The organism is Pelagicoccus mobilis (genome assembly GCF_016595505.1).
In the GTDB taxonomy this organism is placed as follows: domain Bacteria; phylum Verrucomicrobiota; class Verrucomicrobiia; order Opitutales; family Opitutaceae; genus Pelagicoccus; species Pelagicoccus mobilis.
Genome location: NZ_JAENIL010000037.1, coordinates 66,553 through 81,372, shown reverse-complemented (window position 1 = coordinate 81,372; position 14,820 = coordinate 66,553). Strand labels below are relative to the sequence as shown.

General features: G+C 55.9%; 9 protein-coding genes. 4 read left to right on the top strand and 5 right to left on the bottom strand.

The annotated features are described in order from the left end of the window. The 3 genes from JIN87_RS18780 to JIN87_RS18770 all read left to right on the top strand — a co-directional run. Window positions 1-372: response regulator (locus JIN87_RS18780; RefSeq protein ID WP_200357147.1), on the top strand; the 372-nt coding region annotated here is incomplete at its 5' end. 113 nt (window positions 373-485) lie between these two features. Then, the gene (locus JIN87_RS18775; RefSeq protein ID WP_200357146.1) at window positions 486-3,500 is read left to right on the top strand and encodes a transglutaminase-like domain-containing protein; all 3,015 of its coding nucleotides are present in this window, start codon (window positions 486-488) and stop codon (window positions 3,498-3,500) included. Between the two features lie 39 nt (window positions 3,501-3,539). Then, window positions 3,540-4,502 carry a LysR family transcriptional regulator gene (locus JIN87_RS18770; RefSeq protein WP_200357145.1) on the top strand — a complete coding sequence of 321 codons (963 nt, stop codon included), beginning with the start codon at window positions 3,540-3,542 and terminating at the stop codon, window positions 4,500-4,502. A 242-nt stretch (window positions 4,503-4,744) separates the two neighbouring features. On the opposite strand, the gene JIN87_RS18765 is transcribed toward JIN87_RS18770, so the two are convergent. Together JIN87_RS18765 and JIN87_RS18760 are read right to left on the bottom strand one after the other, a co-directional pair. Then, on the bottom strand, window positions 4,745-10,042 hold the full coding sequence (locus tag JIN87_RS18765; RefSeq protein WP_200357144.1) for a hypothetical protein: 5,298 nt from the start codon (window positions 10,040-10,042) through the stop codon (window positions 4,745-4,747). Window positions 10,043-10,344: 302 nt separating this feature from the next. Then, a complete protein-coding gene (locus JIN87_RS18760) occupies window positions 10,345-10,932 on the bottom strand; it encodes a hypothetical protein (RefSeq protein ID WP_200357143.1) in 588 nt (195 codons plus the stop codon). A gap of 19 nt (window positions 10,933-10,951) precedes the next feature. On the opposite strand from JIN87_RS18760, the gene JIN87_RS18755 reads away from it, so the two are divergent. Then, window positions 10,952-12,640 carry a tetratricopeptide repeat protein gene (locus tag JIN87_RS18755; protein WP_200357142.1) on the top strand — a complete coding sequence of 563 codons (1,689 nt, stop codon included), beginning with the start codon at window positions 10,952-10,954 and terminating at the stop codon, window positions 12,638-12,640. A gap of 5 nt (window positions 12,641-12,645) precedes the next feature. Here JIN87_RS18755 and JIN87_RS18750 read toward each other — a convergent pair whose 3' ends face one another. The 3 genes from JIN87_RS18750 to JIN87_RS18740 form a co-directional block, all read right to left on the bottom strand. Beyond that, window positions 12,646-13,713 carry a mechanosensitive ion channel domain-containing protein gene (locus JIN87_RS18750; RefSeq protein WP_200357141.1) on the bottom strand — a complete coding sequence of 356 codons (1,068 nt, stop codon included), beginning with the start codon at window positions 13,711-13,713 and terminating at the stop codon, window positions 12,646-12,648. Between the two features lie 127 nt (window positions 13,714-13,840). Continuing rightward, the gene (locus JIN87_RS18745) at window positions 13,841-14,194 is read right to left on the bottom strand and encodes a hypothetical protein (protein WP_200357140.1); all 354 of its coding nucleotides are present in this window, start codon (window positions 14,192-14,194) and stop codon (window positions 13,841-13,843) included. A gap of 188 nt (window positions 14,195-14,382) precedes the next feature. Further along, a complete protein-coding gene (locus JIN87_RS18740; RefSeq protein WP_200357139.1) occupies window positions 14,383-14,730 on the bottom strand; it encodes a hypothetical protein in 348 nt (115 codons plus the stop codon). Between the last annotated feature and the right edge of the window lie 90 nt (window positions 14,731-14,820).

The window sequence follows — 14,820 nt, the reverse complement described above, 5'->3', positions numbered from 1 at the left end:
ACCGCCAGCGCCTTCGAGGAGGACCGCCAGCGCATCCTCGTCGCCGACATGGACGGCTTCGTCCGCAAGCCCGTCCATCACAACATCCTCTTCGAGGAGATCAACCGCGTCACCGGCATCGACTACATATACGACGAGCCGGACTCCCCCGAGAAAGCGAAGCAGGAACCCGAGCCCGACTACTCCAGCCAACTCGCCCAACTCCCCGAGGATCTGCTCACCAAACTCACCGCAGCCATCAGAGGCGGCGCCATCACCGAAGTCGAAGACCTCGCAGACGAGCTCCAAACCGTCGACGAGCCCCTCGCCAAACGCATTCGCCTCCTTGCGGAACGCTTCGACCTCGCCAGCCTAGAAGCTCTGCTCACCTAGCCCCTCAGCACACCAAAACCTCTCGCATTCGCAGCCCTTCACCAGACGTTCCCTCAAACAGGCCAACGTAAACCCAGAAAAACCGACAGCGTGACTGACAAGGCCAGTTCACGATGACCCATCTACCGCACAGACTCGTATGCTTCCCGCAGCTTGCCCTGAGCTACTGGATCGCCCTGTGCTCCGGACTGATCGCCTATGCGATCGTCCTGCAAAACCTCCTTATCCCTCTCTACATTGGGCTGGGCTCCATCACCATCCATAGCCTATCTCTCCAGGCCCCTGAGAGACTAAAGTCCATCACAAGATTTCTCTTCGGATTCATCGCCTATCTCGCCACCCTCCTCCCCCTCTGGCCAGATAGCCTCACCAATTACTGGGGACTCCCCATCGTACTCGCCGTTACCGTATCCACAATCTCCGCCCTAAACCAAAACAGTTTCGGCGGAAGTCGTGCCGTCGCCGCTATCGGGACAATCTCCTTCCTTCTCTTCCTCCGCAACATCTTCCTCTACTACGACTTCCAACCTCCCATCAGGGAGCTCACCATTAGCCTCGCGTTCGTCTCGCTAATGGAAATCGCCCTCAGCAAACGGTATCAGAATAGCAACGACAGCCCGCATCCCGAACTCATCTTCGGCCTCACCCTCGCTCTCACAGCAAGCTTCCACTTCTCCTCCCTCTCCCTTGCCATACTCCTCTCAATCCTTCCCCTCCTATCGTTTCTCCTCAGAAATCACGAACTCGCTCGCTCGGCCAACGAGCACACCAACCCCGCCACCCCCCTCACCCCGCCAAGCTACGCGAACAAAAAGGTCCCAGCACGCCTCGTCACGCTCCCCATCCTTCTAGCCTGCCTACTCTACCTCCTATCCCTAAAGATTCCCTTCTGGGCCGACTACGTGCCCAAGTACGCTCCCTACTACGCCGTCTCCCTCGCCCAGAAAGCGCAGCAAGTATCAGAAGCCTCCGACTTGGAAGACGAGAAGATCGAAACCATCGCCAACTCCGTCATCAGCCAAAAGTTCATTGAAACCCAAGTCAGCAACCTAACGGAATCCTTCACGAGCGAATCCCCCGAAAAGACAGAGCATACAACTCCACCCAACATTCTCTCCAACAGAGACTCCTACCAAAGGACCCCCAAACGGAATCAGGAAAACGAATACGGCTACCATCCCTTCAAACGCGACCGAGCCTCTAGCCCCACGACAACCTACCGCTACCAACAAGACGACTCCCAAGCCCAATTTACCGATAGCCAATGGGAACGATCCTCTCCCGTTCCCCTCATTACACCGCCACGCGCGCGCCTCGACTCCGCTCTACCCAACGACGTCGACCTCGGCATTCCCTCCCCCGTCGCCGGAACGCTCCCACCTTCCCCCAACACCAACAACGCACCACCCACTTCCAGCGACTCCCAAAGCCCGCTCGATCAATTCGAATCCAGCTCCGACTTCGACCGCTTCCTCAACGCCTTCAACCGCCCCGAGCAAGCCATTAGCCAAGCCCTCAACCTGCAGGGCAGCGACGTCTCCGCGCTTCTTAGCCAGGAACCGCTCGTAACCGTCAAACTGAACTCCACACGCAACGCCCCCAGAAAGCTTTACCTTCGTAGCAACGTACTGGATACAGCTTCCGAAAGCGGGTTCGGCGGAGCCCGCTCTGACGACGGACAAGTGTCGATGAGCACTCCCAACGCGGAAATCGTCAACCTCCAGAGTTTCCTCACCAGCAAAAGCGAACTCGCCACAGTCACCATCACCTCAATACCAAACCGCTTCCCAACTCTCCCCCTCCCCGCCTCATTCTCCCAATTCCAAATCTTCGGCATCGACGAAATCAACCTGTACCCGGAAGACCGCGTCGCGCTTGCTCCACAGTCCGACTCACCGATCACTTACCGTCTCCACAACGCCGATCTCGAAGTCACAAACCGCGAACGAAAAACCAGCTACCTCAGCAAAGAGTACCGCGACCGCATGTTGCAAGTGCCCCTCAATCGCAAAGACCGGAACTACCTGACAGCGCTCGCCAAACGCGTCGGCGGCAGCCGCTCCTCATCCCTCCAGTTCTCCTACCGCTTCGCTAACTACTTCGCCAATCGGCACGACTACTCCTACTTCGTCACGATCCCAGAAGGAGAAGGACACCCCGTTGTCCGCTGGCTGAAAAACGAATCCCCCGGCCTCTGCTCCAACTACGCCTCCGCCTTCACCCTACTCGCCCGCAGCCGCGGCATCCCCACCCGCGTAGTAAGCGGGTTCGCAAGCAACGAATACGATCCCAGAGAAAAACGCTACATTCTCCGACAAAACAACGCTCACGCATGGGTCGAATACCTCAACGAATCCAACCAGTGGATACGTTTCGACCCTACTCCCGGCATTTCCGAAGCAGAAGTCCGCCGGGCCGCCAGCTATGTTAGCGAAGCAAATCCTAGCAGCCTCGTCCGTCTCCTCCAAGCCGAGCGCCAAGCAACCTCCCAGCCTACGACTGCTAACGAAGAGCTCCCAAGTTGGCTCACTCAAACCGAAACGAACGACGCGATCACCACGCCCCAACCCATCGAGTCACCCGTCGAAAAGAGCCAATCACAAAACCCTGCCACGAATTATGACAGCCCCTTCCCATTACCCGATACAGCGCCAAAAGCCCTGACCGACACATCCGCGTCCCCCGCACAAAGCGACACTCCAGTCGAAGGCACAAACAAGGTTCCACCACACCCCTCTCACGCAACAGCCCAGGAGCTCTCCGATCCCAATCAACCCCCAACTCCCCCAGCCAAGGATTCCCCATCCTCGCCCCCTTGGATCCTCCTACTCTTGCTACTCGCATTCGGCCTCCCCGCCCTCGCGTTCGCTATCTCCAAGAACTCGCAGCCCAACAAGCCAGCCCAGCTCCTCCTTCGCCACAAAGCAGGCCGCCTTCTCGCCCAGCTCGATTCCCTCATACAAATCCACGAGCTCAACGCCGACCCGATCTGGATCAACACCCGAGCCACCCTCGAAGCCCAACGCTACGGACGCGAAGCCAACGCAACGCTCATCCAAGACATCGCCGTAAAGATCGCCCTACTAGCGAAACGCAAAAAGCACAGTCAACCCCAAGCCCGAGCGTAAAGCTCACCCGCACACGGTCTTCACAAATTCCAAACGCCAGTGCTCCGCTTGCACCTAGACAAGAAGACCCGCATCGGCAAACTATCCAGCAAGAACATGGAGCTCTACCAAATCAAAACCTTCCTCGCCGTCGTAGAAGAATGCAGCGTCACAAAAGCTGCCAAACGCCTCTACACCACACCCCCGTCCGTCAGCTCACACATAAAAGCCCTCGAGGAGGAGCTCGGCATTTCCCTCTTCAACCGTTCCGCCAAAGGCATGCAGCTCACCTCAGAAGGCATCGCCATACGGGACAAAGCGGAACGCATCCTCGCCGCAGTACTCGACGTCACCTCCGAAGCCGCCAGCCTACGAGGCCAAGTCCTCGGCGGACTCGAAATCGGACTCAACTCCTCCCCCAACTTTCTCAAAGCCACAGAGTTCGCCTCCAGCCTTCGCAAAGAGCACCCAGGCCTCGAACTTAACTTCCTCAGCCTCGACTCCTCCAAAATAATCGATGCCATCCGTACCGAAAATCTGGATGCAGGCTTCGTCTACACCACCGGAAAACTCCCCGACATCGAGCTCCTCCCTCTACAGAAAACGCCCCTCGCCATCGCCGTGCCAACCGTCTGGCGAAATGAAATACCCGACAACGACTGGGACGCCCTCGCCCAGCACTCCTGGATCTACACCAGCTGCAACTGCGCCTTCCTCCACTCCATCGAAACCGCCTTCCAAAAGCGAAACCTCACCTTTCGCTTCAACGTCAAAGCCGACGGCGACGAAATGCGAGCCGAACTTGTGGCCCAAGGACTCGGATCGGCCTTCATGGAATACGACCGAGCCAAGCTTCTCGAAGAGGATGGCACTGCCTTTATCTGGAAATGCGAAGAAGAGTTCTGCAACCAACTCTACTTCGCCAACCTAGCTCGCAAAAGCAACGACCCCGCCATCAAAGCCGCCCGCGACACCATCGCCAAAGTCTGGAAAAACAACCCGAGCGAGTGTAAAGTCAGCTAAGTTCGTTACATTCGCTAAGTCTTGTGGGAAGCGGCCTTGTGCCGCGACTACTCCACCACAGGAATAATGTGAGATATTTCGCTGACACTACACTAATGCACTTTTCTATTGAGTTGGCGTATCCTTCCTAAGATCGGAAGGTAGGGCGGCCTCGCCGCAGGCCGCCGTAGAGCCTTGATTCTGCATTGCGGCTGACTGGACCAGCAAGCCCTGCCTCGCCGCCTATTCACAAGAAAAATGCACTAGTGCCCCGCGACCTCGTCCGAATCGACTTCCGTCCGTATCAGGGTTTCAAACACATCCATCTGAAACGCTCCGTTTTCGTCAACGAGCAGGTCCCAATAATCAAGCAACACCTCGACGAAGACCCTGAAACGCTGATCTCGCCAGGACAGCCAAAAGAAACCAGACTCGTATTCGGGTTCGACTACAACTTCGCTCAGGCGATCGCCTCCCAGCTCCCAATCTGGTTGGAAAAGATCGATTCCACTGCCGGGGTTTAGCGTACGCAAATTCAATTGCCCCTTCATCAAATCGATCGCCCGTTTGCTCGGCACCTTAAGCTCACTCCAGTCCCCCAATTCCAATCCCCGTACATCTCTCGCCAAAACGCCTGGCAATCGAGCAAAGCGGCTAAACGCGCCTGCTTCATTTTCAGACTCGTCCGGAATCCAACCCCAAGTCGGTAGCTCCAACCGATCCCTCAAAAGCCCAGCGGAGATAGCCGACAAGGAATAGTCCAAACCAACCGCATTTCTTGGCGGCATCAAGTTTCGAAAACGCCCGTACTCGTAACGAGTCTCTCCCTCATCCGCGTACTGATCCAAGAAAGGCAGATCCCCTTCATTCAACGCATCCCCCACAACCCGAGCCATTTCGACAACAGGAAGCGTCACGCTCACCTCTCCATCGCTCACGATGAGATCCGACTCCTGCAAACGAGTCTCGTAACGCCCAACTAATTGCCACCACTTTTCCAATACGACGGGGGGTTGAAAGCGATAAAAGACATCAATTCCATAAAGCTCGGAACGCTCGTGCAATCTCATGAAATGTGGACGCGACTCGCTTAATTGATCGCCCAAGAGACTCACCTCGCCTCGAGTAGCACGCCCCTCATCCTCGGGGATTGCCGCCTCAAGCAAGACCAGTTCCTCTACAAACGCTTCCTCCGCAAACAACTCCATTCGGACTGAGTCTTGCACCTGCAAATTCTCCGCAAAACGCTCCACGGAAAAAGAGCCTTCATCCAACACGAAGTCACCGTAAGCATAGGCAAGCCGAGCGACGAGAAGATAGATCTCCAACCGATACTCCATCCAGAGCTCTTCCGACGAGTTCTCAGCATCGCCTCCATCCAAGGCTAGGTTCAACGCTTCTACAAGCTCGCCTTCATAGAGAGACATATCGATAGAAATCCCCGAACCGTCTATCGCCTCGAACTGTATTTTCTTCCCAAATACAATTTCTCCGACGCGCGAAACCAGTTCCTCGTTACGCAAAGCGATCACTTCCCTCACCTGCTCCGCTCCAACATCAGAGAGAGCGGTAATCTCGCCCATCAACTCAACGCGAATAAGCTCTCGGTTTCGCGACAGCACCTCGACCATGCCCTCCAGACCTTCAAGCGATCCTGGTTCATCAATTGCATCGATCTCCGCTCGAGCACTAGCGAAGAGCTCGCCAACACGGCTAGTCGCTCTCTCGATTCCTGTTTCCTCATCCGACGCGATCTCAACCAAAGCCTCAAAATCCAAACGATCCAACGATTCATCGTACACCGCCTCTCCAAAACGGGAAACCATCAAAGCAACGAACTGCCTCAAGCCGATGTCCGATAGTTTGGATACAACTTCGACATACTGAGAATTCCTTGGAACCGCCACAATCTGGACGTTCAAGAACTGCTCCAATTTGTCAAAGCGTCTCAAATCCCCGACCGATATCCCATAAAAGGAGGCAAAATGATAAGCCGCCAAATCCTCTCCCGGAAAGCGCCGCTGCAATGTCTCAATCAGCAAGGGCTTCACCTCCTCAAACTGTACGTCCTTCAGCTCTCCACCTACCTCAACAACCAGCGGTCTCTCACGAAGATAGTCGAACAACACGTCAAACGCGACACGGTATTCCCCAGTCACAGCTTCCTCGATCTCTACCGCATCCGACGCAGCCAGAACCCGCGTCTCTTCTTCAACGAGAGCAACCAATGCAGCCCTCAACGAGAGTATCTCCTCATACAAGCCCTCTAGGTTCGCTATCGTCATCTGATACCTTGAACGCTCCCCAATCCGTATCATCGCATCAGCCACCAGATCATGAGCCTGTCTCAGCACATCTTCATGCGTAGTATCGACCGCCCTGAAAAGTCTGCGCAGCGTTTCTGCGTTCACCTTGTTTTCGACAACGATAGAATCGCGATAAAGATCCGGCACACCTTCCCCTCCACCAGCGATTCGCCTCAGAGCCGCGACAACCAGCTTTCTCATGTCGACCTTACCCTCATACAAGTCGTCCTCCTCCAGCACACCACTCGCAGAATAGCGTAGCCCGTAATCCATCACTCTCGAGTCCACAAAGTCGCTGTCTACAAGACCTGGATACGCTTCAAGATACTCATCCACACCCCAGAGCCACCGTTCCTGCCACTCCGCCAACTCTCTAAAGTCGACCGTCCACCGTTCCTCCCCTACCTTGAGACTAACAACAGGCATCGCCCTGCTAAGGTCCCACAAGCGTCTGATCTGCCATTTCAGGTCACGATGCGCCCTGCCATTAGACAAGGTATACATCTCCCACTCGCTCAAATGCTTTACGATCGGCTCTGCCGCCTCCGCAAGGCGACGCTTCAACGCTATGTAATCACCCTCCAACGACTCGATAACTCCCCAATGATTGAATACAGCGTTCTTGTAGCCAACATAGAGCCGATTCAACTCTTCGTACTCGGCCGCCTCAATCAAACCAGAGATCGACTCCCCTGCCGCCACCGCATACGCCAACTCTCGAGTCACCACCGACTCGATCTTTTCCGCACTTAGAACACCGCCCTCAAGCACTTCATCCGCATCAAGCGATTCCAGCCAACGGGGCAGGAATCCCAGAAACATCTCATAACGATTCGGCTCATCCTCTACCCCCTGCTCACCGTCAAAGCTAATCACTCCCCAATACATCCAAGGGTTCGGTCCATACGCATTCACCTTGGCAACCTCGAGCAGTTCCGTTTCTTCAAATCCATTGAGACGGGCCCATTGGTAAATGAGAAAGACATCATCGCTACGCGGCACCGCGACACGATTCAATGCAGACCAAAAGACCTCGCGAAGCCAATGAGTCGAGAACGTGTGTATTCTCCCTTCCAATACAATTTCCACTTCACGTGACGGCACTTCGCTCGTGCCGCCCCAGAGATTCACATTACTCGGCACACCCCATCGGCTGGCCAAAACCTCCCAGATCTCCTCCCAACGCTCCCTCGCCAAGTCCACGAGAAAATACTGCTCCAAAGAGCGAGCCGCCACGCTTTCGTCCCTGACAACTTCGTTCAATGCCGCAAGCAACTCGTCCGCGACCGCCTGCTCAGCGTAAAACGTACGCCACGATCCACCCTCCAGAGGATCGTCGTTCAACCCCTGCAGCTCGTCCCGAGCCTTCGCCCGCGCAGCATCAATCCGCTCAACCAATCCATCCTGACTATCCTCGAACAGCACTTCCCGGCCAAACAAAACCAAGTCAATCACGCCCTCGTCCAGGACCTCCCCGCCTCGCAGCTCTAGAATCGCCTGAACCAGCTGCGCCTTCACGGCGTATTCAGAAAGCGAACTAAGGGTCGACTCGGAATCCGGATCCAGACGGATACGATATAAGTCAGAGTACTCCCCCTCACTCAAAAACGACTCAAGCTCCGACCGAGTGAACATGTTCCCAATTCCTGGATACGACACAAGAGTGTCGATCGAACGAGGCAACTCGTCCAAAAAGCTGAGCAAACGCGGCGACACTTTAACATGCGCCCCCTCCTCCGTCTCAAACAATAACTCACCGCTCAAATAATGGGCCCTCCATTTTCCAAACGATTTTTGGAAGATCCCCGACCCCCACTTAGACCCAGCCCAATACCCGTTAAGCGCGCGCTCCAAAACACTCACAAAACGCGTCCGCACCACGTCATCCAATTCCAAACGCTCGAGCATCTCCGCCACCTCGCTCCGAGCCGTGTCGCCATACGCAAGCAACACCGCGAGAGCCTGCTCCAAATCGCCAAATCGCACCTCGCCTTGATCCAAGCCCAACTCGAATTCCGGAAACAACTCCATCTCCAAGCCTTCCCTCAACAAAGAGCTCTCCAACTTGCCGAACAACAGATTCCGGCGACTCACAATCAAGTTCAACGCCTCCGACCGCGCCTGCGACTCAAACGCCTCGTCGATCTCCTTGGAGTCCACATTGCCCCACACGCTCTCCTCCAGCATCCTTTGCCGCCGGTCAATCGCCGAAAGCAGCCTCTCAAGCGCTTCGGTCAAAACACGTCCGCTCGACACCTCCGCGAAACTGACCGGGGTTTCCGCTTCAGCCGCATCCGCCAGCGACTCGTTCACACGCTTCAAACGCTCCAAACCATTGAGCAAGCGGCCATAGAGCAAGTAGTCGATTTCCCACAGCCCATCCTTGTCCGAATCGACCCTCTCCTCCGACAACACATCGAGATGCCTCAGCAACAAACGCGTCGTGAGCTCGAACTGGCCGCGAGGAGAAATAGCATCGAACAACGGCAAGCTCGACTGCATGCCCACCTGCCGGCGCTCGACGTACTCGACGAGCGACTCAAGCCCCTCCAAATCCTCCTCATCGACTCCCAAGAGGCGGTCATAGTCCTGCAAGCTCACCTCGTCCAAACGGGCATATTGCTCGTTCAAAGCCGCCATCGCTCGCGACAGTTCGATCTCGTAAACATCCCCTTCCCACTCCAGCAAAAGCGGCTGGGCAGCCATCATCCGGTCAATCTCCCCGCTGCTCTCCCGGTAATACACCAACAGCGATTCCGGCACCAACGCTCCACTATCCAGCAACTCGACAATCTCCGCCCGGATCTCAGCCAGGCGAGCCTCCACCTCCTCGTAGTCAGCGAGTGAAATTCCCTCCAAAACGATCCCGCTCGTAAAGTCGCGCACCTCCGACAAGTCCTCGCTCAAACCTTCGGCAAACACCCGCACAGACTCATCCAAATCAATCCCCACAATCTTGTAGAAACGTGCCGGCCGACTTCCCCGCTCAAGATCCACAACCTGCAGCTCCTCGAGCAAGCGAGACCGAGCGATCTCTTCCCAGTTCACCAGATCGTCCGACACCATCACGGCATACTCCTGAATTCCGGTCAGAGATCCGCCCCCCTCCAACTTAGCGATTTGCAGGACGATTGCGCCGTTAGAAGTGACCACTGGCTCGATCCGAGTTTGCTCCGCAGCCGCCACACGCGACCCGTTTACACACACAAACACTACAGCCAGAGCGATTCGCAAAAGAGGGTTAAGCGAGCTCATAAGATTATCGGGATTCCAAAAGAGTAACGGTTAACCACTACGAGCACCTAGCGCCACCCAGATTCAATTCCTGCCCATAAAAATCAGCCTAGCTTAACAAAAACAGTGAATAGAATAATTCTAGGCCTCGTCTACCCTATGTTAGTCTACATTTAGTCAGGATCCCGCGACAGCGGGATCCACCCTTCCTACCCCAGAAAAAAGGAGCCCATAGCCATGCAAAATCGCCCCTATCCTCACCCCTTCCTGAGGCTGAAGACCTTCGTCGTCTTCGCGATCGCCATACTGTTGCTCCCCCTCCCTTACATCTCGCTCGAAGCCGGTCCATCACGCTCCGGTCCAAACAAGCCAGAAGCCTCGCGAAGCCGCCCGAGCACCAGCCACACCCGCTCCGCTCCCCCTTCCTCTTCACGAGTCAGCTCTTCCTCCAGCCAGAGAAGCAGCAGCTCGAGTTCAAGCCGAAACACACGCTCAGCCCCTCCCCCGCGCGCCTCGCAGCCAAGCCGCTCCTCCTCCAGCTCATCCCACACGCGCAGCTCCCAGCCTCGCGTCTCCCAGTCTCGCCCCGCCCCGCCACGGGTCTCACAACCCAGAGTTTCCCAATCGCGCTCCAGCACGTCTCGCTCCTCCAACAGCTCCATCAACCGCAAGCCCTCATCCTCGCACACCCGCAGCGCCCCTCCGCGCGTTTCGCAGCCCAGCCGTTCCTCCTCAAAGTCCTCCACCAAAGCGACCGCCCCTAGTCGCACGCAATCCCGCACCAACGCCTCCAATCGCCGAGATAGCTCCAGCGTCCAAAAGTCGACTCCCGTAAGCCGCCCCAGCGTCAAAACAAATCGCCCCGCAAACACACGCAGCAGTTCCAACTCCAGCAACAGCCACCGTCGCACCCCACCCCCCTCCACTTCCGTGCGAAAAGGCGAAACCCACAGCCAACCCTCGATTGCCCCGCGAACCAGCACCCGTTCCACCAACAGAAACACCACCATCACCCCAACTCAAAGAAGCGTCTCGCCAAACAAAAACGCCCAGCGTCCAGGGTCTAAGTCGAGAGCCACCCTCACCCAGAACAAAGGCCAACAAAATACGCGTAACCAAAGTACGACGACAATCAATCGTAACGCCCGCACCAATACCACCACTTCACCCTCCGGTCCCACACGTAGAGTCAGCACCACCTACAAGCTCGGCGATCGCCACGTCACCAAAGACCAGAGCTACCAAGCCGACCGAAACACCGCACGTACTGTCTATCTCGACAAACGCCGCAGCGCCGAAAAAGCCACAGGCGAAAGACGGGAACGCGACCGCATGACCGCCCTGCGCGAGATGGGAAAGACCGACGACCGGCACGGACATTCTAAACCAGGAAGCAAAGACCACGCCCACAAAGACCGAGGGCACGGCAAGCCCGGTCACGACAAGCACGGCTACAAAAAAACGCCCACTCGCCTCCACCACAAAATCGTGCACCACAAGCACCGCCATGGTCACGGTTGCGGACACCATTACTACAGCGGACGATGGCACGATTGGCCCCGCTCCCACCGCCACTACCACGGCTGCGGGCATCACCACCACTCAGGACTCTGGATCTCCTTCAACATAGGCCACGTACACGGAGTCGGCTGCGGACACTTCTACGAAAACGGCGTCTGGCTCTCCTACGGCGGCAGCCACCATCACCACCACGCAGGATGCGGTCACTACTACTACAACGGCTTTTGGCACAACACCTCTCACTACCATACCCACGGGCCAAACTGCGGACACTATTACTACGACGACTTTTGGCACGACTTCCCACAACACCACGTCCACACAGACTACTGCGGCCACCTCTACGATGGAGCTAAATGGCTCATCGTCGAGTCCGACGGCCATGTCCACAGCAACGGTTGCGGACACCACTACTTCAACGGACGCTGGTATGCGTATCCAAAGGACGCCTACGTGATGAACCGGAAAGATAGCCTCTTCTTCTTCGTCGACCTAGGATTCTACGAAGACCGGAACTTCCCCCGCTGGGCCTATGAACTGTATCTCGAACGAAGTCGCCCCACAAACATCTTCAGCTCCTCCACTTCTCTCGCCAAAGCCTACGCCACGTTCGCCAAAGGCAGCTATTACGACTCGCTCGTAAACTTCAAGCGAGCCATCAACGAAGAGCCTCAAAACGGATTGCTCTACTTCGCACGAGCCCAAGCCCATATCGCCATCAAAGACTACCGAGCCGCATTCGACGACATTTCTCGAGGCTTCGAGCTCTTTCCCGAATGGGCCGATGTCCATATCAACCTCTCGGAAATCTACTCCCGCAGCCAAGACCTCGCTCAACACACCCAACACCTCAAAGACTGGGTCGAACGCTACCCACGCGACTACAAGGCTCATCTCGTGCTCGGCTATTTCTACTACTTCCACCAAGAATACGACGCCGCGAAAAACGAGCTTCTCTACGCCCTTTCCTGGGATGACGACCTAGAAGCAGCCCACCTCCTCATGGACCGAATCCTCGCCCACGAAGCAGAATCAGAAGTGCTCACCCTCGAGCAAGACTTGCCACCGAGCGAAGAAATCCCCGTCACCACCGAGTAGCAGCCTCATTCCCCATCGCCTTGCAAAGCATCGCGATGGGCGTCCAGTCTCTCGATATCCGTTTCCAAAATCCGGATACGCTCCTCCGCCTTGGCAAGTTCCTCCCCTTCGAGCTCAGATAGTGCCTTCTCCAGCTCTATCTTTTCCTTCGCAAACTCCTCCCGCTCATAACTCAGACGCTCAATCATTTCAGCTTCCTCCGCCTTATCGAAAATACGATTCTCAGGCACATCATCCTTGGCAGGCCCCATCGGTCGCAGCGGATTCGATTTCGGAACAATCAATTCCCCATCCTTAAGAGGACGCTGCATCATCGCGTTAGGAGACAAGATCTCGATCCCCGCGTTGTGTAACGTATTCAATACATTGATATGAAGCTGAGATCGCCGACTCACCATCTGCTTCACTTCGCTCAGCAATCCCGCCACGCGATACACCACCGAAAAATCGCCTAGCTCCATTACACGCACAAACGGCTCCTCCAGTCCCGACTTCCTCGCCGCTTCCACCAGCAAAGGCTCCACCGTCGCCTGATGCACATCGTAGCCAAGCGACACCGTCGCGGAAATGATCGTACCCGAATTCCTCACTACCGTGACCGGATTCGTCACCAGAAACAGGTTAGGCAAAGTCGTAAGATCCCGGTCCTCGGTCTGAATCTCCGTGTGAAACAAACCACGCGCCGAAACCCGCCCAAAAATGTTCCCCACCCTAACAAAATCGCCGGAACGAAAGGAAGCGATCGAACGGATCATAAAACCGCCCATCGCATTCGCCACAAAAGTGGTCGACGAAAGGCCGATGATCCCCGTCAAAACCAAACCGAACAAACCAAGAAGCTGATCCTTCGTACCATCCTTCAACGGCAGAGCGATGATAACCGCCACCAAAGCGAAGGCGGCCAGCACCAACATCACGATCGGTCGCGAAAAACGGTTGTGCTTTCCAAACTTAGCCTCCTTCCGATCAAAATACCATCGAGCCCCCACCGTGCAGCCAGCGACAACCGCTAACGTTATCAGCAAAGGAACGAAGCTGGGGAACGATTCGACAATCTCAGCAGGCTCGGGCATCCCAAAATACAAACCAGGAACCCCGGCCAGCTCAATCCAAAACCAGATCCAGCAAACGCATCCACAGTCTCGATACGCGTCAGGTAGCGGCCGCTATCACCAACCGCCACCAATCTCTAAACACGTTCTAAGCCACGAACTGGCAGGCCTTCAACTCCGCCTCCAAGTTCCTCAAACAGACAAAGGCAGCCGAACGCTTCGCAAACGTCTTGTACGGCTCCGCTTCCCCGCGAATCCGTGACACCGTCGCCAGCAACGAATCACGCCCCTCGCCTCCTCTCTCAGCAAGCTCCCGCATACGCGGCAACTCATGAACGACCAACGAACGAAACCCCATAGGCAGCCACGTTTCACGCATCGTCGCATCTAGCAATCCAGCCAGCTCTCGCAACCAGTCGTTCGTCGCAGCAGTCGCCTGTTGAGCAGTACGAACCCTTAGATCACTCACCACTCTTATCTTCTCTGCTGCCTGCCTATTCATCGTAATGTCCTTTCAATTCGTTTTCTCGCCAAGGAAGTCCTTTCCTTGTTCGAAAACAGATTTAGCAACCCACGCGCCAAGTCCTTCACGATCCCCACAAAAACAATCTAAGTTCTCAAAAACCGCCTGTATTCACTGTTTCCAGACAGCGAAATCGAGTGCTCAAAATCAATTTCACGCACCAAATCCTACTCATCCGCCTCCAAAGCCTGCAAACGCGCCTCCAGCTCTCGCAATGCCGTCAACGCCTCAGACTCCCGGGCAATCCCGGTATAACGATCACCCACCCTACGTAGGTGCGTCACATGCTTCCGCAAGGCGCCCAGCCCCCCAGGATCATCCACAACCAACTCCTTCAACAGCGGAAACTCCTCCACCATTCGAGTCCGGAACCCCATCGGAAGCCAAGTCTCACGCATCGTCGCATCCATGATCTGCGCCAGCCGCCCCATGAGATACTCCATCGCCCCAAACGCCTCTTCATTAAAAGCGTTCGAAACCCAATCCCTCTTCCGAGCTAACGATTCCTTTTCCATAGTCTGTAGATTCCTTTCCCAGTAGTATCCCGAATCAGGCCGAAACGGCCACCCTTCAGGAATTACCTACATAGCAAGCAACGTACCAGC